Origin of the sequence: Microbacterium sp. LWH10-1.2 (genome assembly GCF_038397765.1) — a bacterium.
GTDB classification, from domain to species: domain Bacteria; phylum Actinomycetota; class Actinomycetes; order Actinomycetales; family Microbacteriaceae; genus Microbacterium; species Microbacterium natoriense.
In genome coordinates this window covers 1,664,500-1,687,512 of sequence record NZ_CP151638.1, presented here as the reverse complement: position 1 = coordinate 1,687,512, position 23,013 = coordinate 1,664,500, and the positions used below count along the sequence as shown (strand labels likewise).

Below are 23,013 nucleotides of genomic sequence, written 5' to 3'. Positions count from 1 at the left end.
CGGTGATCAGACGATCCAGGGTCGAGTGAAACCGAGGACGCGTTCGCCGTCGGCATCCGCCAGCGAGGTGCTCACGAAGGCGGTCGCACCGGGTGAGGTCTGGGTGCGGAACCGGAAGTCCTGCGCGGTCGCCGCGTCGGCGATCGCGACCGCGGCGCTCTCCGCGGACTGCGCGTTGGCGAACGCACCCGTGGAGCGCGCGATGTACGCGGCGAGCAGCGGAGTGTACGGGCCCGCATCCGAAGGCCGTTCCACATTCGTGACGAACTCGCTCGCGACCGCCGCCGGCTCGATGACCCCGACCTGCACGCCGAACCGCTCGGCGACCACCGCGAGAGACTGCATGAAGCCCTCGACCGCGAACTTCGCGCCGCAGTAGGCATCGGCGAACGGCTGCCCTACGGCGCCCCCGACGCTCGTCACCGTGAGGATCCTCCCTCGACCGCGCTCGCGCATGCCGGGCAGCACCAGCTTGGTGAGGTTGACCGGCGCCAGGTAGTTGACCTCGAGCTGGGAGCGGATCTGCGACATGGGCAACAGCTCCGCGGTGCCGACGTTGCCCTGGCCTGCGTTGTTGATGAGCAGGTCGATGTGCCCGTGGTCGCGCGTCACGGCGTCGACGAGCTCTGCGGCGGCGGCATGGTCGACGACGTCGAGTGCGCGGATGTCGAGGTCGACACCCGCGGCGGCTGCAGCGGCGCGAAGACGATCCGATCGTCCGGTGTCGCGCAGGGTCGCGACGACCTGCAGCCCTCGTTTCGCGAGTTCGACGGCGGTGAACAGGCCCATGCCTGAGGAGGTTCCGGTGATGAGGGCGACGTCGGTCATCCGCACAAACTAGCACCGCAGCCGATGGCGGCCCAGGGGAGGTCCGATGAACCGTCTGAACGAGGTGCCGCGCTTCGGCATCCGCTGATCTCCATCGTTCGGACGATGGGGGAGAGGTCTGCCCGGAATAGGCTTCGCGTATGCCTCTCGAATCCCTGTTCCTCCGCTTGGACCGCATCGCGGGCGGGCGTCAGGCCGGCTACGCGATCGACGAGGGGGACCGGACGCATCCTCGGACGCGACGCGCGTTCACCTGGATCATCTGGCTGCTCGTCGTCGAGCTGGTGCTCGGGGTGGGGGCCGTGGTCGTGGCGCTGATCCTTGCGACGCAGGGCGAGCCCGTGCCGTTCTCGGTGTGGATGCGCACGCTGGTCGTGCTCGCGATGACGGCGACCCTGTTCTACTTCGCATGGCGGGCGTCGCTCGGATGGCGCTGGGCATACCTGCGTCTGAGGCTGTTCGCCCAGATCTTCCCCGTGATCACCCTGGTGCTGGCGGCGATCCCCGGCCTGTACCCGCTGTGGATGGTGACCGAGCAGATCGTGTTCAGTCTGATCATGATCGGCATCGCCGACTTCCTCACGAGTGATCACATGCGCGCGGTCTTCGCCGCACCCGAGAAGCGCGGCACTTAGCACGACCTCTCGCTGCGCGCCACGCCCTTCACGGCGCCCGGTAAGACGGGGCAAGGTCGACCGGAGGAGCTCGGGCGGAGGGAGCGCGCATGGTCACGCTGGTGCGGGTCGTGCCTGGAGAGGACCCCGGGTTCCGCAGAGTGCGTGCGGGGCGCGGGTTCCGCTATCTCGACGCGCAGGGCGAAGCGGCGGGGGATGAGGATCGCACGCGCATCCGCGAGCTCGTGATCCCGCCGGCCTGGACGGACGTCTGGATCGCCGCCGACGCGCACGCCCACATCCAGGCGGTGGGCGTCGACGATGCGGGACGGCGGCAGTATCTCTACCACTCGCTGTGGCGCACTCGCCGTGATCGTCGCAAGTTCTCCCGAGCGCTGATGCTGGCCGAGGCGCTGCCGCTCGCGAGACGGCGCGCGACCGGGGCTCTGCGGGCCGAGGGTCTCACGCGCGAGCGTGCGCTTGCCGTCGCGTTCCGCCTGCTCGACGACGCAGCGCTGCGCATCGGGTCGGAGCGCTATCTGAGAACGCACGGAAGCCGAGGGCTCAGCACCCTGCAGCGGCAGGACGTGCGGGTGGACGGCGCGAGGGTGTCTCTCCGCTTCCCCGCGAAGAGCGGTCGGATCGCGGCGATCGAGGTCGACGACGCCGACCTCGCGGACGCGATCGCGGAGTTCTCCGCCGGATCGCCTCGCTCGGCGCTGCTCGCCTATCGCAAGGGGCGTCGACGCGTCAGGATCACGTCAGGCGAGATCAACAGATACCTGAGGGAGATCGCCGGCGCCGCGTACTCGGCGAAGGACTTCCGCACGCTCCACGGCACGATCCTCGCCGCGGACGCTCTCGCGAGGATAGGGGTGCTCGACGCGCGTCAGGAGCGACGACGGGCCGAGAGGCTCGCCGTGCAGGCGACGGCCGGAGCGCTCGGGAACACCGTCGCGGTGGCGCGGGGGAGCTACATCGACCCGAGGGTGTTCCGAGAGTACGCGCGCGGCAGGACGCTCGACCTGTCGGTGGCACCCGAGACGGCGATACGCCGGCTCCTCGGCTGATGCGCGTCGGGCCGGTCGTCGCACGATAAGCGACGACCGGCCCGAGGGCGTGGATGCCGCGACTCAGCTCTTGCGAGGGTACGTGTAGAAGCCCTCGCCGGTGGCGATGCCCAGCTTGCCCTTGTCGATGTACTGCTCCTTGAGCAGGTCTGCGAAGCGCTGCTGCTTCTCTCCGCCCATTCGGGAGATGTTGTACGCGGTCGTGAGGCCCACGATGTCGTAGATCTCGAACGGCCCCTTCGGAGCCCCTGTCCCGATGCGCCAGGTGGCGTCGATCGCGGCGGGCTCGGCGATCCCGTCGACGAGCAGCTCCGCGCCCGCCTGCAGGAACGGCACCAGGAGCGAGTTCAGCAGGTAGCCCGCCTTCTCCTTCTTGATCTCGATCGGGACCATGCCGATCTGCGCGGCGAACTCGACGACCTCGGCGTACACGGCGGGGTCGGTCGCGGGGGTCCCCATGACCTCCGCCGTGTTGTGGGCCCAGATCTCATTGGCGAAGTGGAGGGCGAGGAACCGGTCGGGGCGTCCTGTCGAGTCCACGATGTCGCTGGGCAGCAGCGTCGAGGAGTTGGTCGCGAAGATCGTCTTCGCGGGGGCCGTCTCGGCGAGGGTGCGGTAGATGCCCTGCTTGAGCTCCAGGTTCTCGGGAACGGCCTCGATGATCAGGTCCGCGTCACGCGCCGCGTCGGCGAGATCCGAGGAGAGCCGGATGCGGCTGATCGCCGCGTCGGCGCCGCCGTCGGCCGCTCCCGCGACGCCGTCGGCGGTGTAGCGGGCGGCGAGGCCGCGGAACCGGTCGGCCGCACGGTCGAGCGCAGGCTGATCGATGTCGTAGGCGACGACGTCGAATCCGTGGAAGGCGGTCTGGAACGCGATCTGCGATCCGAGCACGCCGGTGCCGAGAACGGTGATGTTCTTCATTTCTCTTCCTTCTGTTGCGACCTCGTGGGTCTCTGGGGCGGCCGTGTCGGCCGGAGTTCAGGCGTCGCCTCGATCGAATCGCTCGAGGTCGTGCGCGAAGCGGGACACCTCGGCATCCGTCCAGCGGGCGAGGTGCTGGTCGATGATCTGCTGGAGAGCTCCGAGGGTGCCGCGATACGCATCCATCCCCTCGGGTGTGAGTTCGAGCGGGCGCCCTCGGCCGGACGGAGGAGCGGTGTCGCGCACGATACCGAGCGCGATGAGTCCGGCCAGCTGCCGTGACACCGTCGAGCGGTTCAAACGGAACATCCTGGCGATGTCGATCGAGCGGATGCCGGGGCGCTCGGCGATGGCCATCACGATCGACTGATCGGTGATCGAGAGCGGGGCGTCGCCGAAGCTCGCATCGACCAGACCGCGGCGGGAGATCGCGACGAGGCTGCGCAGGACCGTCGCACTGTCGTTCTTCCTGCTGTCCATATCGACCTCCTGTTGTCTTATGCAACGCTACGCTCGTATGTTGCATTCCGCAACTGAGGGATTGTCGCAGGACCGCGACAGGACTGCGACAGCGGCGCGACCACGAGCGGTGCTCTCGTTCGTACGCTGGAGGCATGACCACACCTGCTGCGCCGGTACCGCCCGCCGCCCCCCTGCACCCCGCCGTCCCGGCGCCCCGACCGACCAACGGTCTCGCCATCGCGACCCTCGTCCTCGGCATCTGCGGATTCGCGATCCTCCCGGTGATCCTCGGGCACATCGCCCTCCGTCAGATCCGCGAGCGCGGGGATGCCGGCGCCGGTCTCGCGATCACCGGACTGGTGCTGGGCTACCTCGCGGTCGCCGGCTGGATCATCGTCGGCATCATCGCCGCCGTCGCGATCGCGGGAGGAATAGCTTCCGGCGTCAGATGACAGGATGGAGGCATGGACACAGCCAACCTCACCCGCGAGGAGACCGCAGCGCGATCCGCAGCGGTCACCGTGCGCAGCATCCGCGTCGAACTCGACCTCACGGGAGCGCCGGAGCGCGCCCGCACCGGATTCCCGACGAGGACGGTCGTCGAGTTCGAGGCGGCGACGGGGGAGACCTGGCTGGACTTCATCGGGGAGTCCGTCGATCGTGTCGAGCTCAACGGCAGCGAGGTGGACGTCGACTTTGACGGCGCGCGCATCCGACTGCGTGGTCTCTCCTCGACGAACGTCGTGATCGTCGACGCCGTCGGCGCCTACAGCCGCTCCGGGGAGGGGATGCATCGTTTCCACGACCCCGTCGACCAGCACACCTACCTCTACACGCAGTACGAGCCGGCCGATTCCCGTCGTGTCATGGCGTGCTTCGAGCAGCCCGACATGAAGGCGTCCTACACGTTCGTGGTGGACGCTCCAGCGGGGTGGGAGGTGCTGTCGAATCAGTCCCCGGCGAAGGTCGACGTCGGCGTCGGCGTCCAGCGCGTCGAGTTCGCTCCGACCCCTCCGATCTCCAGCTACATCACGTCCGTGGCCGCCGGTCCTTACGCGCGCGTCGACGGCGAATGGGCTCGCGACGATCAGCGCATCGAGCTGGGGGTCTTCGCGCGCCGCTCGCTCGCACAGCACCTCGAATCGGACGAGATCCTCGAGATCACGCGGCAGGGGCTCGACTTCTTCACCGACGCGTTCGCGTACCCGTACCCCTGGGGCAAGTACGACCAGATCTTCGTGCCCGAGTACAACCTCGGCGCGATGGAGAACCCCGGCCTCGTCACCTTCACCGAGTCGTATCTCTCCCGCGGGGCCGCGACGGATGCGCAGCGCGCGGCTCGCGCCAACACGATCCTCCACGAGATGGCGCACATGTGGTTCGGCGATCTCGTCACCATGAAGTGGTGGGACGACCTGTGGCTCAAGGAGTCCTTCGCCGATTACATGGGCTCCCATGCCTCGGCCGCCGCCACCCGGTTCCGCGACGCCTGGGTGAAGTTCGCCGCCAATCGCAAGGCGTGGGCGTACCAGCAGGACCAGCTGCCGACCACGCATCCGATCGTGGCCGACATCACCGATCTGGAAGCGGCGAAGCTGAACTTCGACGGCATCACCTACGCCAAGGGCGCTGCGGTGCTCAAGCAGCTGGTCGCCTTCGTCGGTGATGACGCGTTCTTCGAGGGTGCGCGCAGGTACTTCGCCGCGAACGCCTTCGGCAATACGACGCTCGACGACTTCCTCGTGCAGCTGAGCGATGTGTCAGGGCGTGACATGAGGGGATGGTCTCGCGCGTGGCTGGAGACATCCGGCGTGTCGACGCTCCACCTCGAGAGCGACGCCGACGGACGCAGGGTGCTCGTGCAGAGCGATGCGCGCCCGCATCGCCTTCGTGTCGGGGCGTACGGCTGGAGCGACGGCCGTCTGGTGCGCATCGGGCAGACGGCGCTCGACATCGCCGAGGAGCGCACGCCCTTCGAGCTGCCGGATGCGGAGCTCGTCATCGTGAACGACGACGACCTGACCTATGCGAAGGTACGGCTCGACGAGAAGTCGCTCGCGACCGTCGCGTCCTCGCTGTCCTCCGTGGAGGATCCCCTCGCGAGGGCGCTCCTCTGGTCGTCGCTGTGGAATGCCACGCGAGACGGCGAACTGGATGCCGCCCGCTACCTGGCGATCGTGCGTGATCATGCCCCCGGTGAGCCCAACGTCGGGCTCCTTGCCGGGATCCTCGCCAACGCGGCGTTCGCCCTCCGCCATTTCGTCTCGGATGCGCGTCGCGATGAGGAGCAGCGCGCATGGACCGAGTGCACGTGGCGCACGATGAGCGCGGCCGACGTGGGAAGCGACGCGCAGCTCTCATGGGCACGAGCGCTCGCGGCGGCATCCGTGCTGGACGACGCCCGTCACGTCGAGGTGCGCGCGATGCTGGACGGCGAGTCCCCGGAGGGCCTGACGATCGATCCCGACCTGCGCTGGCAGCTGCTCACGGCACTGGCGGCCACGGGTCACGCCACCGCCGACGACATCGCCGCCGAAGAGCAGCGCGACGACACGGGGAGCGGCCGTACGGCGGCGCGACGTGCGCTGGCATCGCGTCCGAGCGCCTCGGTGCGCGCAGCCGCCTGGGATGCGGCCTGGAACGATCTGACTCTCAGCAACGATCATCTCGATGCGTCGATCGGCGGTTTCCGTGCCGGTGGGCGCCGCGACCTCATCGCAGAGTTCGACGAGGAGTACTTCTCCCGCATCGCCGACGCATGGCGCACCCGCAGCATCGAGCTCGCCCAGCGGCTCGTGGTCGGACTGTTCCCCGCGACGGAGTCCCTCGACCTCGTCGACGCCTGGCTCGCACAGAACGAAGATGCGCCGGCGGCGCTGACCCGGATCGTCGTGGAGCAGAGGGACCACCTCGCCCGCGACCTGCGGGTACGGGCGGCGCAGAGCTAGACGGGCGACACGTCCATCCCCATGACCGTGCGAACGATCCAGGGGTGGGCGTGATCGTCAGCGATGTGCGTCATGCCGAGGTTCTCCGCGACCCCGCGGGACGCGTCGTTGTCAGGATGGATGATCGCGGTCAGCACCCCTGGCGCGAACTCCTGACGGAACAGCTCGACGCACGCGAGAGCGGCTTCCGTCGCGTATCCCTTTCGCTGCTGATCCCTGCGGACGTGATAGCCCACCTCGCGGACGGGTACCGAGTTGTATGACTGCCAGGTGATCCCGCAGTCGCCGATGAACGCGCCGTCGTGCGTTTCGATGATCCAGAGCGCATGCCCGTGCTCCGCGTACCCGAGCTGCATCCGCTCGATCCAGTCGAGGGACTCGGCACGGCTCTTCGGCGCCGGGTAGAACGACATGACGTCAGGGTCTCCGAGTAAGGCCGCCATGTCGTCGAGATCGTCGAGCGCCATCTCCCGGAATCGCAGCCGCGCCGTCGGAGCCGGCAGAAGCCGTCTGACGCTCACAGGTCGAGGGACTCGCCCGGCTCGAGCACGAAGAACTCGCCGCCGTTCTGCTCGGTCGCCCACTGCAGGCGCTGCCGGTGCATGGTCTTCCCCGCGACCGAGAGGGTCATGTCGTGGGTGCCGAAGGCGCGACGCGGCTTCACGGCCAGGACGTAGTCCATGGCCTCGCCGATCTTGAGCCAGGGGGCGCCCAGCGGCGCGGCCAGAGTGCCCACTTCGACGCCCTCCGGGACGGCGTAGGAGTCGCCGGGGTAGTAGAAGTCGTCGTTCACGAGGACTCCGACGTTCTCGACGAGGGGGAGGGAGGAGTGGATCACCTCGTGCCGTCCGCCGAAGAATCTGAGCGTGAACTGTCCTGCCTGGACGGTGTCGCCTGGAGCCACCTCGGTGATCTCGTAGCCGTCCGCTGCTCGTGCGACGCCGGAGGGAGCGAAGATCGGCGTTCCCGGTGCGGCGCGCAGGATGCGATCGAGGTGCTCGGGCGTCCAATGGTCTGGATGCTCGTGGGTGAGCACCACGGCGACGAGATCGCCGAGGTCGTCGAGGGGAGCGGTGAACGAGCCCGGATCGACCAGGAGGGTCTCGCCGTTCTCGTCTATGCGGAGGGTGGCATGTTCGTACTTCGTGACGCGCATGGGATGAGTCAACTCCTGTTCCGCGTCGGTGGCAAACCGGATCCGCGAGCGTGCGCCACGCCCGGGATTCTGGTCGGCGCGGCCCCGATTTGGCGACGCGAGAATCGTCGTGGCATACTTGAACAGTTGTCGCGGGACGGAAACGCTCCGCAAGACGGCCCCATCGTATAGCGGCCTAGTACGCCGCCCTCTCACGGCGGTAACGCGGGTTCGAATCCCGCTGGGGTCACACAACACACGAAAGCCCTCGGTTCTCCGAGGGCTTTCGTCGTCTCCGGGGGGAGTGCTCCTGCGTCGGTCCCTTCTCCGTCCGGGTGGGCGTCGTCGCGAGACGGGGATGCCGTGGCGCTTCACGCCGCCGCGGGGCGGAGCGACAGGGCACGGAACAGCGGATTGCGCAGCGGCAGGATCATCAGCGCCATCATCCCTCCGCCGAACAGGGCGAACGGCAGCCACAGGGCCGACGACGACGCGATCAGCCCGAAGACGGCCATGGCGAGCGGCATCAGGCAGTCGTCGCCGAGCCGGGTCAGCGAGCTCATGCGGCCGAGATAGGCCGTGTCGACGGTCGCCGAGAACGTCGCGCTGAGCAGGACGGAGGCGTACCCCGCCGTGCATCCGATCACGAATGCGGCCGCGGCGACCGACCACAGCGGACCGAGGCCCAGGGCGACGATCGCCGCGCCCTGCACGACGAGCGCCCAGAACCCGCCCCGCGCCTCTCTGCGCGGTCGCCAGCGTGCCACCGAGATCGCGCCGAGCGCGGCGCCGAGTCCGAGGAGCGCCTCGAAGAGTCCCACCGCCTGCGCACCCCAGTGCTGCTCGTGGGCGCGCAGAGCGAGTCCGATGCCGACGGCGGGGCCGACGGCCAGATTCAGACCGGAGAGCGCCAGCACCAGGGTGCGGGTCGTCGCGTTCTGCCCCAGGTGGGCGAAGCCCTGAGCGATGCCGCGCAGCGCCGACTCCCTGGGCGCTCGAGCGAGGGCGAAGCGCGGCCGCAGCCAGATCGCGATGAACGCGACGACGAGTGTGAAGGTGAGCGCGTTCGCCGTCGCGCTCCCGCCGAGCCCGGCGTACGCCACCAGCACGCCGCCCGCCGCGGCGCCCGCCATCGTGCCGAGGCGGGAGGCGGTCTGCGCCACGGCTCCGTACGCAGGCAGATCCGATGGCCGCACGAGCTGCCGCGCGATGGTGCCAGCCGACGGCTCGTAGAAGGCGTCGCACACCCCGAACGCGATGGCGGCGAACAGCAGCACGGCGATGGAGGGAGGTTCCGCCAGGACCCACAGGGCGACCGCGATCAGCACGACGACGCGCAGCGCGTTGAACAGCATCATCACTCTCCGCGCGTTCGCCCTGTCTGCGAGCACGCCGCCGAAGAGCAGGACGAGCGCGCGCGGCACCGTGCCCGCGGCGACGACGAGCCCCGCGACGGCGGGAGAGGCGATCTGCACGGCCGTCCACGCGAGGGCGATGCTCCACAGCGCGTCTCCGGCGTCGGAGAGGGCTTTGACGCCGATCCAGGCGTGAACACGGGCGTCGCGCCGGAACTCGGGAGGTTCGACGAGTTGGCGAGGCTCTGCCGTGGTCATCAGGGCTCCGTGGGGAACGCGTGGGCGAAGAAGAAGATCGGCGTGCGCTCCTGGCCGTCGTCGAGGTCGATCGACTCCTGCCACTCCCGCAGCGTCGTGAGCAGCCTGGCGCTCAGATCGCGCAGCTCGTCAGGTGAGGCCCACGCCGTCGTCTCGGTGTTCGAGCCGTCGTAGGCGGCCACCGCGGGATCGCCGTGCCTGCGGTGCCAGCGCTGCAGGCGTTCGATCTGCATGCGGATGCCCTGGCGCTGCGCTTCGCGAGCGAGGAGGGCGTCGGCGGGGGAGTCGGCGAAGTCATCCGCCGACCACGTCAACCCTCTGCGCGCGAGTTTCCACCAGCTGGTCCGCCTGTCGCCGGTCGGGTCGTCCGCGCGTTCCACGACTCCTGCGCGCTCGAGCATCCGGAGGTGGTGGCTGATGCTGCCCACCTGGCTGTGGAGCGTGCGGGCCAGCGTCGTGACCTGAGACGCCCCGTAGAGCAGCAGATAGTCGTAGATGCGCCGGCGCAGCGGGTGATGCACAGCGGTGATCACGGAGATGTCTTCCACGGGATGCAACGCTAGAGGCGGATGCACAGACGCACAAGACTTCTTGTATACCCCGGAAAGACAACGAAGAAGCCGCTCCCGCCCGTGCGGGAACGGCTTCTTCGGATGCTGCTTCTCAGCCTTCGTCGGCGGTGGCGTCCGATGCTGCCGTTCGGCGCGAGCGGCGCACACGCCGGATCAGCCACACGAGCAGCACGACGATCGCGGCGATCCCGAGCCAGGGGAGGATGAACCCGATCGCGATGACGAGGGCGTTCAGGGAGACCACGAGGCCGTTCCAGCCGGCGAGGAGGCCGTCGCCGAACCCTGCGGGGTCCGCCGTCGTCGGAGCGGAGGCGCGGGTGAGCTGCACCTGCAGCGTCGACATCGCGATCTGATCCTCGAGGGATGCGAGCTGCTGCTCGTAGGACTCGAGCTGCGCCTGACGATCTGTCAGAGCGACCTCGGCCTCGATGAGCTCGGACACGGACCCTGACTGCGCCATCAGCTCGGTGAGCCTCTGCACGGAGGTCTTGGTCGCATCGACGCGAGCGCGGAGGTCGATGGCCGTCGACGTGACGTCCTGCTTCGAGATCGACGTCGACAGCACCTCTCCCGACTCCGACAGGGCGTCGATGACCGCGGTGAGGTCGGCCGAGGGGACGCGGATGCTGATCCAGCCGTATCCGCCGTCGTCGGGTGCGGCCGGCTGAGTCGTGTCGTACACGACGCCTCCGCCCTTGCCGATCTGGGTGCTCTCCACGAACCCGCCGTGCTTCTCCGCGAGCGCGGCGATGCCCTCGGCGGCCTTCGCGATGTCCTTCACCTGAACGGTCGCGTCGGCGGTCGCGATGATCTCTCGACCGGTTCCGGTATCGGCGCTCTGCAGGGCGCCGTCAGGGGCGGTCCCTGGGGCGAGCTCGGTGCTCTTGTCCTGCGAGCCGCCGGAGGTGTCCGACGCCACTCCGTTGGAGTAGATCGCGCCGTCCGCCGTGCTCGATGCCAACCCGCCGACGGCGGAGAGGATCGGCGGTGTCACGAGGACGCCGACGGCGAAGGCCGCGGCGACCCCGGCGCCGGTGAGCCAGCCGCGACGGCGCGCACGGGAGCGCTCCGCGGGCGTCCTCCTGGGGGCGCGCTCGCTCTCGATCTCGTCGAACACGGCCGACTCGATGCGTGCGATCGCGGCATCCGACAGCTCGGGGAGGTCTGGGGTGGTGGTGTTGTCGGTCATGCCTCGCTCGCTTCCTTGACGGCACCGCGCAGTCGGGTGCGCACTCGCGAGAGACGGTTCCGAACCACGGCGTGACTGACGCCCAGCTCCTTTGCGGCGGCCTGGTAGGCGTACCCCTCGGCGGCGCACAGGCGGAAGATCTCGCGATCGAGCTCGCTCAGCGAGCCCACCTCCTGCGCGATCCGCTCCGCGAGCGCCGAGGTGATCACCTGGTCCTCGACGCTGACCGTCGCAGGCAGGTTCTCGTCCATCGCCTCCGCGGTGTAGGCCTGGTCCCGTCGCTTCTGGCGCAGCCTGTTCGCGGCCTGGAAGCGGCAGATCGTCGCGAGCCAGGGCAGGATCGACTGTCCCTGCAGCTCGAAGCCGGGGAGCTTCCGCCACGCGGCGACGAAGGTCTCCTGGGCCACGTCCTCTGCATCCGGTGCGGAGCCGAGGATGCCGTGGGCGATCCAGTAGACCGGGCGGATGTAGGCGCGGTAGAGCTCGCGGAAGGCGCTCTCGTCGCCTCCAGCGGCCTTCGCCGCCCACTTCTGATCACTCGTCTGTACGGGCATCGTTCTTCCGTTCGGTGTCTCTCACCCGGAAAGTGTCGGCTGAGCTCCGATCGTCTCAGAAAACTCCGCTAGCATTGCAGAAGCGAGAGGGAGTATCCCGATTCCGCGCGTAACGTCATCACGAGCATCGACTGAGCTGCTCCGGGCGCGCGACGCACACTGTGCGGGGGAGAGACTTTCGGTTCTTTTCCGACCCTCCCCGAAAGGTGCTGCGCACCCGTGAACATCCCCGTCTGGTTCGAGGTAGGCGCCCTCGTCGTCCTCGTGCTCATCCTCATCGGCGATCTGCTGCTCGCCAAATTCCGACCGCACATCCCGTCGACCAAGGAATCCACGCTCTGGGTGGTCTTCTACGTCGCGCTGGCGTTGATCTTCGCCGGTCTGCTCTATCTGTTCGCCGGCGGTCAGTACGCGGGCGAGTTCCTCACCGGGTGGGCGCTGGAGTACAGCCTCTCCATCGACAACCTCTTCGTGTTCGTGCTGATCATGGCGCAGTTCGCGGTTCCACGGCGACTGCAGCAGATGGTGCTGATGGTCGGCATCATCATCGCGCTCGTCCTGCGCGGCATCTTCATCCTCCTCGGCGTCGCGATCATCGAGAACTTCTCGCCGGTGTTCTACATCTTCGGCGCGTTCCTCATCTGGACGGCGATCAGGCAGGCGATGCCCGAGGGCGACCACGACGGAGAGGTGCAGCGCGAGAACTTCATCGTGCGTCTGCTGCGTCGTCGTGTCGACATCAGCGACGAGTACGACGGCAACAAGCTCCGCACCGTCGTCGACGGCAAGCGCGTCTGGACGCCCATGCTCATCGTCTTCGTGGCGATCGGCGTCACCGACCTCATGTTCGCGATCGACTCGATCCCCGCGATCTTCAGCATCACGCACAACAGCTTCCTGGTGTTCACGGCGAACATCTTCGCTCTCATGGGATTGCGCCAGCTCTACTTCCTGCTGGGCGACCTGCTCGACCGCCTGCGCTACCTGCACTACGGCATCGCCGTGATCCTCGGGTTCATCGGCATCAAGCTCGTGCTGCACGCCATGCACGTGAACGAGCTGCCGTTCATCAACGGCGGGCAGCACATCGAGTGGGCCCCCGACATCCCCATCTGGCTGTCGCTGACGGTGATCCTGGTCTCGATGGTCGGTGCGACCGTCGCCAGCCTCATCGCCTCGGCGCGCGAGAAGCGTGCGGAGAAGGCGTCGATCAGCGAGTAGTCCTGAGGCGGACCTGCGCGCTCAGAAGGCGCGCAGGTTCGCCTGCAGCCCGCCGTCGACGTACTCCCGGCGGAGGATGCCGCGGCGACGCAGCACAGGGACCAGCTCATCGAGTGTGCGGTGCAACGTCACGGGGTGGAAGTCGCCCCACAGCAGCACGCCGTCGTTGCCCCACTCGCCGAGCTCCTCGATGAGATCGGCGAACTCCTCCGCGGTGCCGACGAATCCCGTGCGGTCGGAGATGCGACCGGCCTTGGCCAGGGCGGTCAGGTGCGCGCGCAGCGGTGCGTCCTCTCCGCGGTCGCCGATCAGGCGCTGGATGCTGCCCCGCGACACATGCGCCCCGAAGATCGAGACGTCCAGAGGGCGGTCGAGGTCGAGCGCCGTGAGGTCGGTCTCGAGATCGCTGGACTGCTTGCGCGCGATCTGCACGAGTGCCGTGTCGTCCGGTCGAGCCGAGGCCGCCACGATGCGGTCGGCTTCTTCGGCGGACGTGGTGATCACGGGCTGGATCGCGAACAGGATCTTGATGTCCTCGGGCGTCCGGCCGGCGGCGATCGCGGCGTCGTGGATCTTCGCCCGGTAGGCGCGCACAGAAGCCTCATGCAGAGGCGCCAGTGCGAGCTGCACATCGGAGTTCGCGCCTGCGAACCCGAGGCCTCGCCCTGAGCCGCCCGGCGACACGATCGCGGGCTCGCCGTGTGGGAACGGGATCGCGTTGAGCGGTCCGTCGAAGGCGAAGTGCTCGCCACGGTGCTGCACGGCGCGCAGCCGGGAACCGTCGGCGTACACGTCGCTCGCTCGATCGGCGAGGAGAGCGCCGTCGTCCCAGCTGCGCCAGAGCGAGCGGATGCCGTCGAGCCACTCCTCGGCGCGGTCGTAGGCCTCGTCGTGTCCGAGCTGCGGTGCGGCGGAGAAGTGCCGAGCGCTCCCGGTGTCGGTGACGACGTTGAGGCCCAGTCGGTGACCGCTGAGGTGCTGGAGGGTCGAGAACTGCCGTGCCGCCGTGTAGGGGAGATAGGCGGCCGGGTTCACGGTCGGCACGACGCCCAGGTGGCGGGTCGCCTGGAAGATGTAGGGCGCGAGCAGCAGCGGGTCGTGCTTGGGGCCGCCGAAGGCGTGTCGTACGCGGAGGCCGATCGTCTCGGCGGAGCCGAGCGACGGGGCGTCCTCGATGATCACCAGGTCGAATCCGGCCTGCTCGAGAGTGCGGGCGGCCTCCTGATAGATGTCGGGGCGGGTCCAGTCGTAGTCCCAGTCGAGAGACGGGTATCCCCATCCCTGCGGGCCGAAGCCGCGGGCGAGGAACCAGCCGAAGTGCTGTTGGCGCGTCATGCGACCTTCTCCCAGACGGTGGCGAGTGCCCGCGAGAGATCGGCGATGAGATCGTCGACGTCCTCGATGCCGATGGACACACGGAGGGTGCCCGGTCGGATGCCGAGCGCGTCGCGTTCCTCCTGGGTCCGGTACGCGTGGCTCGTGGTCGCGGGATGAAGCACGAGCGAGCGGACGTCGCCGATGTGCGTCATGTGCGTGAACACGCTCACGCTCTCGACGACATCACGCGCCGCCTCCAGACCGCCGCGGAGAGTGAACGTGAAGATCGAGCCGTGGCCTCCGCCGAGGTACCGCTGCGCGAGAGCATGGTCGGGGTGGCTCTCCAGCCCCGCGTAGTCCACGCTCTCCACCGCGTCGTGCGCCTCCAGCCAACGGGCGACGTCGAGCGCGTTCCTGGACTGGCGCTCGACGCGCAGCCCCAGCGTCTCGGCTCCCTGCCCGATGAGGAACGCGTTGAGCGGCGACGGCGATGCGCCGAAGCGCGGAGCCACGGACTCCCGCGCGTACGCGATGCGGGCGAGGCCGCCGTGTCGCGCGGCGACGCTCGGCAGTCCGCCGCGCCCGGGGAGCACCAGGTGCGGGGCGTTGTGACCCGCGCGATCGGCGTCGAAGCGTCCGTCGTCGACGACCACGCCGCCCAGCACCGAGCCGTGGCCGGCGAGGAACTTCGACGCGGAGTGGACCACGATGGATGCCCCGTGCTCGAGCGGCCGCACCAGATACGGCGTGCCGAGGGTGTTGTCGACGATGAGCGGGACGGCGTGCTCGTCGCCGATCGCGGCGATGGCGGCGATGTCGAGGATGTCGTTGCGCGCGTTCGCGATCGACTCCGCGAACAGCGCGCGTGTGGTGGGGCGGATCGCGGCACGCCAGGCATCGGGGTCGCCGATGTCGTCGATGAAGGTCGTCTCGATGCCGAGACGGGCGAGGTTGTCGACGAGCAGCCCGCGGGTCCCCTCGTAGATGTGTGCGGACGAGACGATGTGGTCGCCGGCCCCTGCGACCGTGAGCAGGGCGACGGCGACGGCCGCCTGGCCGCTGGCCACGAGGACGGCGTCCGCGCCAGACTCGAGAGCCGCGAGCTGGCGTTCGACGGCGCGGACCGTCGGGTTGCCGGTGCGCGTGTACCCGAATCCGTCTCCGGTGCCGAAGTGATGGGCCGCGTGGTCGAAGTCGTCGAACTCGAAGCCCGCCGTGAGGTAGATCGGCGTCGCGCGCGATGAAGCCGTCTCCCGATCGCGCCCCGCGTGCAGCGCTCGGGTGAAGAAGCTGGCGGTGTCGACGGTCATGCGGTGCCTCTCGGTGGTGCGGATTCCTCAGCGTGTCACGCCGTGCCGGAGCACGCGGAACCGGTGGTAATCTGACGTCATGCGGATCGTGCTCCTTCTTAGCGGCCGCGACGAGACCTCGTTCTGAGCCCCTCCTCGTCGCGGAGTCCACTGTGGGCCGAACCGCCAGCTTCAGGAGACATTCGATGAACACCCCCGCAGCAGCATCCGCTTCCGCACGCACCCTGGCCGAGAAGGTCTGGGACGATCACCTCGTCGTCAAGGGTGAGAACGGCGAACCGGACCTCATCTACATCGATCTGCACCTCGTCCACGAGGTGACGAGCCCGCAGGCCTTCGACGGTCTCCGCAGCGAGGGGCGCCCGCTGCGGCGGCTCGACCTCACGATCGCCACGGAGGACCACAACACGCCAACGTGGGAGATCGACAAGCCGATCGCCGACCTCACCAGCCGCACCCAGATCGACACCCTCCGCCGCAACGCCGCGGAGTTCGGTGTCCGCCTGCACTCTCTCGGCGACGCTGAGCAGGGCATCGTCCACGTCGTCGGCCCCCAGCTGGGACTGACCATGCCGGGCATCACGGTCGTCTGCGGCGACTCGCACACCTCCACCCACGGCGCGTTCGGCGCGATGGCGTTCGGCATCGGCACGAGCGAGGTCGAGCACGTCATGGCGACGCAGACGCTCCCGCTCAAGCCCTTCAAGACCATGGCGATCAACGTCGAGGGCACTCTGCGACCCGGCGTCACGGCCAAGGACATCATCCTCGCGGTCATCGCGAAGATCGGCACCGGCGGAGGTCAGGGGTACGTCCTCGAGTTCCGCGGAAGCGCCATCCGCGCGCTCTCGATGGAGGGCCGCATGACGATCTGCAACATGTCGATCGAGGCGGGAGCCCGCGCGGGCATGGTCGCCCCCGACGAGACGACCTTCGCGTACGTGAAGGACAAGCCGCACGCTCCGAAGGGTCAGGACTGGGAGGACGCCGTCGCCTACTGGCGCACGCTTCCCACCGATGAGGGTGCGGTCTTCGACGCTGAGGTGTTCATCGACGCCGACGCGCTGGAGCCGTTCGTCACGTGGGGCACCAACCCCGGTCAGGGCAGCTCCCTGTCGGCATCCGTCCCGAACCCGGCCGACATCGCCGACCCGAACGAGCGCGCGGCCGCCGAGCGCGCGCTCGAGTACATGGACCTGACTCCGGGCACCCCGCTCAAGGAGGTGCCCGTGGATGCCGTGTTCATGGGCTCGTGCACCAACAGCCGCATCGAGGATCTGCGGGCCTTCGCGTCCATCATCGAGGGCAAGAAGAAGGCAGACGGGGTCCGCGTGATGGTGGTCCCCGGGTCTGCGCGCGTGCGCCTCGAGGCCGAGGCCGAGGGCCTGGACCGGATCATCACGGACTTCGGTGCGGAGTGGCGTTTCGCCGGCTGCTCGATGTGCCTCGGCATGAACCCCGATCAGCTCGCTCCGGGGGAGCGCTGCGCCTCGACGTCTAACCGCAACTTCGAGGGCCGTCAGGGCAAGGGCGGGCGCACTCATCTGGTCTCGCCGCTGGTCGCCGCGGCGACCGCCATCCGCGGAACCCTGTCCAGCCCGAGCGATCTGAACGAGACGGCGGAGGTCTGATCATGGAGAAGTTCACCACCCACACCGGCATCGCGGCGCCGCTGAAGCGCTCGAACGTCGACACCGACCAGATCATCCCCGCGGTGTTCCTGAAGCGCGTCACCAAGACCGGCTTCGACGACGCCCTCTTCCACGCCTGGCGTCAGGACCCCGACTTCGTGTTGAACCAGGAGCCGTTCCAGGGCGCATCCGTGCTCGTCGCCGGGCCCGACTTCGGCACCGGGTCCAGCCGCGAGCACGCCGTCTGGGCGCTGCGCGACTTCGGCTTCTCGGTCGTGCTCAGCCCGCGATTCGCCGACATCTTCCGGGGGAACTCGGGCAAGCAGGGCCTGCTCGCAGCCACGATCTCCGAAGAGGATCTGGAGAGCATCTGGGCCGAGATCGACCGGAATCCCGGGGCGCGGATCACCGTGAACCTCGAGGAGCGCACCGCGTCGATCGGCGGGATCCAGGCCGACATCGGGATCGACGATTACACTAGATGGCGGCTCCTCGAAGGGCTCGATGACATCGGGCTCACGCTGCGCAACGAAGACAAGATCGCGCAGTTCGAGGCCCGACGCGAGTCGTGGCGGCCTCGAACCCTCCCCGTTCAGTGACACGGAAGGGGCGGGCGAGCCAGGGGCAAACCCGCCCCCGAAACAGTGGATTGAAGTGAGGCTCCGAATGACGACACCCGTGCGCGATGCTCTTCCGGACGGAGTTCCCGCTCTCACCGGAGACGTCCTCGCCATTCGCGGAGGGCGCCCGCTGCGCGGCCGCGTCGACGTCAAGGGGGCGAAGAACCTCGCCACCAAGGCGATGGTCGCGACCCTCCTCGGCGAGACAGCGAGCACGCTCCGGGATGTGCCTGATCTGAGCGACGTCGCCGTGGTGCGCTCGCTGCTCGAGGTGCACGGCGTCCAGGTCAAGCCGGGCGACGAGCCGGGCTCCCTGGTCTTCGACCCGGTCGGTGTCGAGTCCGCGCACATGGAGGAGATCGACGCCCACGCCGGTGCGTCGCGCATTCCGATCCTGTTCTGCGGCCCGCTTCTGCACCGCCTCGGGCAGGCGTTCATCCCCGATCTCGGCGGCTGCCGCATCGGCGACCGTCCGATCGACTTCCACCTGGACGCGCTGCGCAAGTTCGGCGCCATCGTCGAGAAGCTGCCCAGCGGCATCCGACTGTCCACCGGCGGCGCCCGACTGCACGGGGCCAACATCCACCTCCCGTACCCGAGCGTCGGGGCGACCGAGCAGGTCCTGCTCACCGCCGTCCGCGCCGAGGGCACGACGGAGCTGCGCAACGCGGCCATCGAGCCGGAGATCATGGATCTCATCGCCGTCTTGCAGAAGATGGGCGCGATCATCTCCTACGAGCCCAACCGCGTCATCGTGATCGAGGGCGTGGAGACGCTGCGCGGCTACGACCACCGTTCCATCTTCGACCGCAACGAGGCCGCATCCTGGGCTTCCGCCGCCCTCGCCACCGACGGGGAGATCTTCGTCGGAGGCGCCAAGCAGCAGGAGATGCTCACCTTCCTCAACGTGTTCCGCAAGGCGGGTGGCTGGTTCGACATCCAGGAGGACGGCATCCTCTTCCGCCGCGACGGCGAGCTCAAGCCCGTCGTCGTGGAGACCGACGTGCACCCCGGCTTCATGACCGACTGGCAGCAGCCGCTGGTCGTGGCGCTCACGCAGGCCCACGGACGCTCTGTCGTGCACGAGACGGTCTACGAGAACCGCATGGGCTTCACTGACGCGCTCGTCAAGATGGGCGCCGACATCGTCGTGCATCCGCGTGGCCTCCAGGACGGTCCGCGTCGGGTGCCCCGTCGCGACCTCGAGCAGGCTGCGGTGATCACCGGGCCCACGCCGCTGCACGGCGCCGACATCGTGGTTCCCGACCTTCGCGGCGGCTACAGCCACGTGATCGCCGCGCTCACGGCGACCGGCGAGTCGAAGGTCTCCGGCGTCGACATCCTCAGCCGCGGCTACGAGAAGTTCCTGGCGAAGCTCGACGCCCTCGGGGCCGACTTCGACGTCATCCGGTGACCGGAATGGGTGCCAGGTCGGAGACCCGGCGGCCGAGCCTGTTCTGGCCGCTCGCGGTGATCGTGGTCCCGCTGATCTCGCTGCTCGCGAAGATCCGGGTCACGGGCAAGGAGAAGCTGCCCGCTCAGGGCGCCTTCGTGCTCGCGCCCAACCACTATTCGGAGTTCGATCCGCTGATCGTCGCCGTCGCCGTGTGGCGGCTGGGACGTGCTCCGCGGTTCATGGCGAAGGACAGCCTGTTCAAGATCCCGGTCCTGGGGTGGCTGCTCCGCCGCACCGGGATGATCCCGGTCGCACGCTCCTCGTCGGCGACCGCCGCGAAGCAGACCATGAAGCAGTCCGAGGAGCTCGTCGAGCACGGGAGGGGCGTCATCGTCTATCCGGAGGGCACGCTGACCCGCGACCCCGACCTGTGGCCGATGCGGGGGAAGTCCGGCGCGGTGCGTCTGGCACTCGCCGACGACATCCCGCTCATCCCGATGGCGCAGTGGGGCACGCAGGCGATCATGGGCCGCTACCAGAAGGGGCTGAGCCTGTGGCCTCTGCGCAAGCCGGTGAACATCGTCATCGGCGACCCCGTGGACCTCTCGGACCTCCGCGGGCGTGCGGGGGAGCAGTCCGCGCTCACCGAGGCCACCAACCGTCTGATGAACGCCATCACTGCGCTGTTGGAAGACCTCCGCGACGAGAAGGCTCCCGCGGAGCGCTGGAACCCGGCGTCGCACGGTCAGAAGGAGACGGGTCGCCTTGACTCCTAAGAGAACCCCGCAGGCGGGGCCGAAGGTCGCCGTCGTCGGCGCCGGAAGCTGGGGGACGACCTTCGGCAAGATCCTCGCCGACGGCGGAGCCCAGGTGACGATGTGGGCGCGTCGCGCCGAGCTGGCCCACGAGATCGACGAGGCGAAGCGGAACTCCCGCTACCTTCCGGGCATCAACCTGCCCCGCACGATGGCGGCGACGCATGAGCTCGCGATCGCGATGCGCGACGTCGAGCAGGTGTACCTGTCGGTGCCCAGCCAGTCACTCCGCGAGAACCTCAAGGCGCTGCGCCCTCTTCTCGCCGACAGCGACGTGAAGATCGTCAGCCTGATGAAGGGCGTGGAGCGCTCGACGGGTCTGCGCATGAGCCAGGTCATCGAGCAGGAGCTCCGCTGCGACCCGGAGCGGATCGCGGTGGCCTCGGGGCCCAACCTCGCGCTCGAGATCGCGCGTGAGCAGCCCACCGCGGCCGTGATCTCCTCGCGGAGCCTGGAGACGGCGGAGACGATCGCCAGGGCGGCGCGCAACAGCTACTTCCGCACCTTCGTGAACACGGATGTCATCGGCACCGAGTTCGGCGGCGTGCTGAAGAACCTCATCGCCGTCGCGATCGGCATCGTCGACGGCGTCGGGTACGGTGAGAACACCAAGGCGTCGATCATCACCCGCGGACTCGTGGAGATGACCGACTTCGCGGTCGCCAACGGCGCGCACCCGGAGACTCTGCAGGGCCTCGCAGGCCTGGGCGATCTGATCGCCACGTGCCAGTCTCCGCTGAGCCGCAACAACACGGCCGGGCGCCTGCTCGGCCAGGGGTACAGCTTCCAGGACGTCGTGAAGCAGATGCAGCAGACCGCCGAGGGACTCGCGTCCGTCGCTCCGGTGCTGCAGCTGGCACGCGAGTCGGAGGTCGACATGCCCATCGTCGAACAGGTGAAGATGGTGCTGGACGGGAAGATGGATCCCCGTGACATCGCACCGCACCTGACGACGGACGACGACACCCCGCAGGGGGAGAGGACCAATCTTGGACAAGCAGACGGTGGTGGTGCTCTTCGGAGGGCGCTCCAGCGAGCATTCGATCAGTTCCGCAACGGCGGGCGGGGTTCTGGGCGCGATTGATCGCGACCGCTACGCCGTGATCCCCGTGGGGATCACCCGCGAGGGGGCGTTCGTGCTCGAGGAGGACGACCCGGCGAAGTTCCCGCTGGATGCCGCGCACCTTCCCGAGGTCGTGGACAACGGCACCCGGGTGCTGTGGCCGGAGCCCGGCGGAGACCGCACCCTGCGCGTCGTGCAGCCCGACGGCTCGATCGACGGGCTCGGCGAGATCGACGTCGTCCTGCCCATCCTCCACGGACCGCACGGCGAGGACGGCACCATCCAGGGTTACTTCGACACGCTCGAGGTCCCGTATGCCGGTGGCGGCGTGCTCGATTCCGCGCTGTGCATGGACAAGCACTTCATGAAGATCGCGCTGCGGGCCGCAGGCATCGCCGTGGCGCCCTGGGTGACGGTGCGCGCCCGCGAATGGGCCACGGATGCCGCAGGCGTGCGCACCTCGGCTGAGGTGCTGGGGCTGCCGCTCTTCGTCAAGCCCGCCCGTGCGGGGTCCAGCGTCGGCGTGTCCAAGGTCGACGACCTCGCCGAGCTGGATGCGGCTCTGGCCATCGCGTTCGCTGAGGACGACAAGGTGCTCATCGAGACCGGAGTGTCCGGCCGCGAGATCGAGGTCGCCGTTCTCGAGGGCGCGGAGGGCGTCCGGGCGTCGCTGCCGGGGGAGATCGTCCTGACCTCGCGCGGCTTCTACGACTTCGAGGGCAAGTACCTCGGCGGAGACGGCGTCGACGTGGTGTGCCCGGCGGAGCTCACGGATGCCGAGGTCTCGGCGATCCAGGAGGCCGGTGTCCGCGCGTTCGAGGCCGTCGACGGTCGTGGTCTGGCTCGCGTCGACATGTTCCTGACGCCCGCGGGCGAGCTGGTCGTCAACGAGCTGAACACGATGCCCGGCTTCACGCCGATCTCGATGTTCCCGAAGTGCTGGGTCGCCTCAGGGCTGAGCTACGGCGATCTGATCTCCGAGCTGATCGAGGCCGGCCTGCGCCGCTGAGCGTCCCCCGCTACGGGCGTGCGGCGACGGCCGTGCGTCCGTAGCAGAACCATGCGGCAGGCCCCAGCACGGGCGCCAGCACGACGATCAGGAGCCAGACCAGGAACGTCACCCCGGTCGCGTTCCGATCGCGCACCATCGAGACGAACGCGCACAGCGTGAACAGCATCGCCGCGACGGCCAGCACGCTCATGGCGACGTCGTACTCCGTGGGGATCAGGGGATTCATCAGCCCTCCCGAGCCGTGCACTTCGCCGTCGCGGGCTGGAGACCGGCCTGGATGCTCGTGGAGAGCTTGTCCACGATCGTGCGGAAGTCCACCTCGGTGCCCCGGCGGATGCTCAGTTCGATCGCGGGGTCGCGGCCGAACGTGACGAGTCGCTGGCGGTCCTCCTCCTGGTCGAGCACGAGCCAGTCGACGCCGCTGAAGGTCTGGCAGACCAGCGCAGAGGGAGCAGGCACGGCGACGCCGCAGCGGAGCACCACCGTCGGGTCGTCTCCCCAGGCTCCGGTGGCCTGGGCATCCGTCCACACCCTGTCGAGCTCTCCGAGCGCCGACGGCAGGAGAACCGACACATCGGCGCAGGCGGGATTGTTCGCGTCCTTGGCCGCTTCGAGGTGGATCGTCGTCGAGCATCCGGAGAGTGCGGCGAGCAGAGTCACTGCACCCGCGGCGACGGCGAGACGGCGAGAGAGGCGCATGCTTCCAGGCTACCTTTGACTTC

Annotated in this window: 24 protein-coding genes and 1 tRNA gene; 12 read left to right on the top strand and 13 right to left on the bottom strand. The window is 68.7% G+C overall.

Annotated elements, in window-relative coordinates; all coding sequences use genetic code 11:
• Nucleotides 1-6: 6 nt before the first annotated feature.
• Complete coding sequence (locus MRBLWH10_RS08085) at nucleotides 7-828, bottom strand: SDR family NAD(P)-dependent oxidoreductase (RefSeq protein WP_341942288.1); 822 nt, start codon at nucleotides 826-828, stop codon at nucleotides 7-9.
• 140 nt (nucleotides 829-968) lie between these two features.
• Between MRBLWH10_RS08085 and MRBLWH10_RS08080 the strand changes: the two genes are divergently transcribed.
• Both MRBLWH10_RS08080 and MRBLWH10_RS08075 read left to right on the top strand, forming a co-directional pair.
• Nucleotides 969-1,463 (top strand): hypothetical protein, encoded by a 495-nt coding sequence (locus MRBLWH10_RS08080; protein WP_341942287.1) that lies wholly within the window; start codon nucleotides 969-971, stop codon nucleotides 1,461-1,463.
• A gap of 89 nt (nucleotides 1,464-1,552) precedes the next feature.
• A complete protein-coding gene (locus MRBLWH10_RS08075; protein ID WP_341942286.1) occupies nucleotides 1,553-2,512 on the top strand; it encodes a DNA topoisomerase IB in 960 nt (319 codons plus the stop codon).
• 63 nt (nucleotides 2,513-2,575) lie between these two features.
• Here MRBLWH10_RS08075 and MRBLWH10_RS08070 read toward each other — a convergent pair whose 3' ends face one another.
• Both MRBLWH10_RS08070 and MRBLWH10_RS08065 read right to left on the bottom strand, forming a co-directional pair.
• Complete coding sequence (locus tag MRBLWH10_RS08070) at nucleotides 2,576-3,433, bottom strand: 3-hydroxyacyl-CoA dehydrogenase (protein ID WP_341942285.1); 858 nt, start codon at nucleotides 3,431-3,433, stop codon at nucleotides 2,576-2,578.
• Between the two features lie 57 nt (nucleotides 3,434-3,490).
• Nucleotides 3,491-3,913, bottom strand: coding sequence for a MarR family transcriptional regulator (locus tag MRBLWH10_RS08065; RefSeq protein WP_105673308.1), 423 nt, complete (start codon nucleotides 3,911-3,913; stop codon nucleotides 3,491-3,493).
• Between the two features lie 134 nt (nucleotides 3,914-4,047).
• Between MRBLWH10_RS08065 and MRBLWH10_RS08060 the strand changes: the two genes are divergently transcribed.
• Nucleotides 4,048-4,347, top strand: coding sequence for a DUF4190 domain-containing protein (locus MRBLWH10_RS08060; protein ID WP_341942284.1), 300 nt, complete (start codon nucleotides 4,048-4,050; stop codon nucleotides 4,345-4,347).
• Nucleotides 4,348-4,359: 12 nt separating this feature from the next.
• Nucleotides 4,360-6,843: an aminopeptidase N gene (gene pepN, locus MRBLWH10_RS08055; RefSeq protein WP_341942283.1), complete on the top strand. Its 2,484-nt coding sequence runs from the start codon at nucleotides 4,360-4,362 to the stop codon at nucleotides 6,841-6,843.
• Here the strand turns inward: pepN and MRBLWH10_RS08050 are convergent.
• Both MRBLWH10_RS08050 and MRBLWH10_RS08045 read right to left on the bottom strand, forming a co-directional pair.
• On the bottom strand, nucleotides 6,840-7,364 hold the full coding sequence (locus MRBLWH10_RS08050) for a GNAT family N-acetyltransferase (protein ID WP_341942282.1): 525 nt from the start codon (nucleotides 7,362-7,364) through the stop codon (nucleotides 6,840-6,842). The two genes, pepN and MRBLWH10_RS08050, sit on opposite strands and share 4 nt — an antisense overlap.
• Entirely contained in the window at nucleotides 7,361-7,999 is a 639-nt protein-coding gene (locus MRBLWH10_RS08045) for an MBL fold metallo-hydrolase (protein ID WP_341942281.1), read from the bottom strand. Before MRBLWH10_RS08045 ends, MRBLWH10_RS08050 begins: the two co-directional genes overlap by 4 nt.
• 156 nt (nucleotides 8,000-8,155) lie before the next feature.
• On the opposite strand from MRBLWH10_RS08045, the gene MRBLWH10_RS08040 reads away from it, so the two are divergent.
• Nucleotides 8,156-8,228: transfer RNA gene (locus MRBLWH10_RS08040), tRNA-Glu, on the top strand.
• Between the two features lie 121 nt (nucleotides 8,229-8,349).
• Here the strand turns inward: MRBLWH10_RS08040 and MRBLWH10_RS08035 are convergent.
• The 4 genes from MRBLWH10_RS08035 to MRBLWH10_RS08020 all read right to left on the bottom strand — a co-directional run bounded on the left by MRBLWH10_RS08035 (nucleotide 8,350) and on the right by MRBLWH10_RS08020 (nucleotide 11,906).
• Nucleotides 8,350-9,591: an MFS transporter gene (locus MRBLWH10_RS08035; protein WP_341942280.1), complete on the bottom strand. Its 1,242-nt coding sequence runs from the start codon at nucleotides 9,589-9,591 to the stop codon at nucleotides 8,350-8,352.
• The gene (locus MRBLWH10_RS08030) at nucleotides 9,591-10,139 is read right to left on the bottom strand and encodes a helix-turn-helix domain-containing protein (protein ID WP_341942279.1); all 549 of its coding nucleotides are present in this window, start codon (nucleotides 10,137-10,139) and stop codon (nucleotides 9,591-9,593) included. The genes MRBLWH10_RS08035 and MRBLWH10_RS08030 overlap by 1 nt, the downstream gene beginning before the upstream one ends.
• A 115-nt stretch (nucleotides 10,140-10,254) precedes the next feature.
• A complete protein-coding gene (locus MRBLWH10_RS08025; protein WP_341942278.1) occupies nucleotides 10,255-11,352 on the bottom strand; it encodes a DUF4349 domain-containing protein in 1,098 nt (365 codons plus the stop codon).
• Nucleotides 11,349-11,906 (bottom strand): RNA polymerase sigma factor, encoded by a 558-nt coding sequence (locus MRBLWH10_RS08020; protein ID WP_341942277.1) that lies wholly within the window; start codon nucleotides 11,904-11,906, stop codon nucleotides 11,349-11,351. Before MRBLWH10_RS08020 ends, MRBLWH10_RS08025 begins: the two co-directional genes overlap by 4 nt.
• Before the next feature lie 219 nt (nucleotides 11,907-12,125).
• On the opposite strand from MRBLWH10_RS08020, the gene MRBLWH10_RS08015 reads away from it, so the two are divergent.
• Nucleotides 12,126-13,127 (top strand): TerC family protein, encoded by a 1,002-nt coding sequence (locus MRBLWH10_RS08015; protein WP_341942276.1) that lies wholly within the window; start codon nucleotides 12,126-12,128, stop codon nucleotides 13,125-13,127.
• 21 nt (nucleotides 13,128-13,148) lie between these two features.
• On the opposite strand, the gene MRBLWH10_RS08010 is transcribed toward MRBLWH10_RS08015, so the two are convergent.
• Both MRBLWH10_RS08010 and MRBLWH10_RS08005 read right to left on the bottom strand, forming a co-directional pair.
• On the bottom strand, nucleotides 13,149-14,462 hold the full coding sequence (locus MRBLWH10_RS08010; RefSeq protein ID WP_341942275.1) for an LLM class flavin-dependent oxidoreductase: 1,314 nt from the start codon (nucleotides 14,460-14,462) through the stop codon (nucleotides 13,149-13,151).
• Nucleotides 14,459-15,754 carry a PLP-dependent transferase gene (locus MRBLWH10_RS08005; protein WP_341942274.1) on the bottom strand — a complete coding sequence of 432 codons (1,296 nt, stop codon included), beginning with the start codon at nucleotides 15,752-15,754 and terminating at the stop codon, nucleotides 14,459-14,461. Before MRBLWH10_RS08005 ends, MRBLWH10_RS08010 begins: the two co-directional genes overlap by 4 nt.
• A gap of 185 nt (nucleotides 15,755-15,939) precedes the next feature.
• On the opposite strand from MRBLWH10_RS08005, the gene leuC reads away from it, so the two are divergent.
• From leuC to MRBLWH10_RS07975, 6 genes are all read left to right on the top strand, one after another.
• Nucleotides 15,940-17,385, top strand: a complete 1,446-nt coding sequence (gene leuC / locus MRBLWH10_RS08000) for a 3-isopropylmalate dehydratase large subunit (RefSeq protein WP_105673319.1) — start codon at nucleotides 15,940-15,942, stop codon at nucleotides 17,383-17,385.
• A gap of 2 nt (nucleotides 17,386-17,387) precedes the next feature.
• Nucleotides 17,388-17,984 carry a 3-isopropylmalate dehydratase small subunit gene (leuD, locus tag MRBLWH10_RS07995; RefSeq protein WP_341942273.1) on the top strand — a complete coding sequence of 199 codons (597 nt, stop codon included), beginning with the start codon at nucleotides 17,388-17,390 and terminating at the stop codon, nucleotides 17,982-17,984.
• A 67-nt stretch (nucleotides 17,985-18,051) separates the two neighbouring features.
• The gene (murA, locus tag MRBLWH10_RS07990; protein WP_341942272.1) at nucleotides 18,052-19,419 is read left to right on the top strand and encodes a UDP-N-acetylglucosamine 1-carboxyvinyltransferase; all 1,368 of its coding nucleotides are present in this window, start codon (nucleotides 18,052-18,054) and stop codon (nucleotides 19,417-19,419) included.
• Nucleotides 19,420-19,424: 5 nt separating this feature from the next.
• Complete coding sequence (locus tag MRBLWH10_RS07985) at nucleotides 19,425-20,177, top strand: lysophospholipid acyltransferase family protein (protein WP_341942271.1); 753 nt, start codon at nucleotides 19,425-19,427, stop codon at nucleotides 20,175-20,177.
• A complete protein-coding gene (locus MRBLWH10_RS07980; RefSeq protein WP_105673323.1) occupies nucleotides 20,167-21,300 on the top strand; it encodes an NAD(P)H-dependent glycerol-3-phosphate dehydrogenase in 1,134 nt (377 codons plus the stop codon). Before MRBLWH10_RS07985 ends, MRBLWH10_RS07980 begins: the two co-directional genes overlap by 11 nt.
• Nucleotides 21,206-22,288 (top strand): D-alanine--D-alanine ligase family protein, encoded by a 1,083-nt coding sequence (locus MRBLWH10_RS07975; RefSeq protein WP_341942270.1) that lies wholly within the window; start codon nucleotides 21,206-21,208, stop codon nucleotides 22,286-22,288. The genes MRBLWH10_RS07980 and MRBLWH10_RS07975 overlap by 95 nt, the downstream gene beginning before the upstream one ends.
• Nucleotides 22,289-22,298: 10 nt before the next feature.
• On the opposite strand, the gene MRBLWH10_RS07970 is transcribed toward MRBLWH10_RS07975, so the two are convergent.
• Both MRBLWH10_RS07970 and MRBLWH10_RS07965 read right to left on the bottom strand, forming a co-directional pair.
• The gene (locus MRBLWH10_RS07970; protein WP_341942269.1) at nucleotides 22,299-22,517 is read right to left on the bottom strand and encodes a PLDc N-terminal domain-containing protein; all 219 of its coding nucleotides are present in this window, start codon (nucleotides 22,515-22,517) and stop codon (nucleotides 22,299-22,301) included.
• Nucleotides 22,517-22,990 carry a DUF3515 family protein gene (locus MRBLWH10_RS07965; protein WP_341942268.1) on the bottom strand — a complete coding sequence of 158 codons (474 nt, stop codon included), beginning with the start codon at nucleotides 22,988-22,990 and terminating at the stop codon, nucleotides 22,517-22,519. Before MRBLWH10_RS07965 ends, MRBLWH10_RS07970 begins: the two co-directional genes overlap by 1 nt.
• Nucleotides 22,991-23,013: the final 23 nt, after the last annotated feature.

Coding starts and splice junctions, on each gene's coding strand:
- MRBLWH10_RS08085 (WP_341942288.1), bottom strand. CDS start 828: ATGACCGACGTCGCCCTCATCACCGGAACCTCCTCAGGCATGGGCCTG.
- MRBLWH10_RS08080 (WP_341942287.1), top strand. CDS start 969: ATGCCTCTCGAATCCCTGTTCCTCCGCTTGGACCGCATCGCGGGCGGG.
- MRBLWH10_RS08075 (WP_341942286.1), top strand. CDS start 1,553: ATGGTCACGCTGGTGCGGGTCGTGCCTGGAGAGGACCCCGGGTTCCGC.
- MRBLWH10_RS08070 (WP_341942285.1), bottom strand. CDS start 3,433: ATGAAGAACATCACCGTTCTCGGCACCGGCGTGCTCGGATCGCAGATC.
- MRBLWH10_RS08065 (WP_105673308.1), bottom strand. CDS start 3,913: ATGGACAGCAGGAAGAACGACAGTGCGACGGTCCTGCGCAGCCTCGTC.
- MRBLWH10_RS08060 (WP_341942284.1), top strand. CDS start 4,048: ATGACCACACCTGCTGCGCCGGTACCGCCCGCCGCCCCCCTGCACCCC.
- pepN (WP_341942283.1), top strand. CDS start 4,360: ATGGACACAGCCAACCTCACCCGCGAGGAGACCGCAGCGCGATCCGCA.
- MRBLWH10_RS08045 (WP_341942281.1), bottom strand. CDS start 7,999: ATGCGCGTCACGAAGTACGAACATGCCACCCTCCGCATAGACGAGAAC.
- MRBLWH10_RS08035 (WP_341942280.1), bottom strand. CDS start 9,591: ATGACCACGGCAGAGCCTCGCCAACTCGTCGAACCTCCCGAGTTCCGG.
- MRBLWH10_RS08025 (WP_341942278.1), bottom strand. CDS start 11,352: ATGACCGACAACACCACCACCCCAGACCTCCCCGAGCTGTCGGATGCC.
- MRBLWH10_RS08020 (WP_341942277.1), bottom strand. CDS start 11,906: ATGCCCGTACAGACGAGTGATCAGAAGTGGGCGGCGAAGGCCGCTGGA.
- MRBLWH10_RS08010 (WP_341942275.1), bottom strand. CDS start 14,462: ATGACGCGCCAACAGCACTTCGGCTGGTTCCTCGCCCGCGGCTTCGGC.
- MRBLWH10_RS08005 (WP_341942274.1), bottom strand. CDS start 15,754: ATGACCGTCGACACCGCCAGCTTCTTCACCCGAGCGCTGCACGCGGGG.
- leuC (WP_105673319.1), top strand. CDS start 15,940: ATGAACACCCCCGCAGCAGCATCCGCTTCCGCACGCACCCTGGCCGAG.
- leuD (WP_341942273.1), top strand. CDS start 17,388: ATGGAGAAGTTCACCACCCACACCGGCATCGCGGCGCCGCTGAAGCGC.
- murA (WP_341942272.1), top strand. CDS start 18,052: ATGACGACACCCGTGCGCGATGCTCTTCCGGACGGAGTTCCCGCTCTC.
- MRBLWH10_RS07985 (WP_341942271.1), top strand. CDS start 19,425: ATGGGTGCCAGGTCGGAGACCCGGCGGCCGAGCCTGTTCTGGCCGCTC.
- MRBLWH10_RS07970 (WP_341942269.1), bottom strand. CDS start 22,517: ATGAATCCCCTGATCCCCACGGAGTACGACGTCGCCATGAGCGTGCTG.
- MRBLWH10_RS07965 (WP_341942268.1), bottom strand. CDS start 22,990: ATGCGCCTCTCTCGCCGTCTCGCCGTCGCCGCGGGTGCAGTGACTCTG.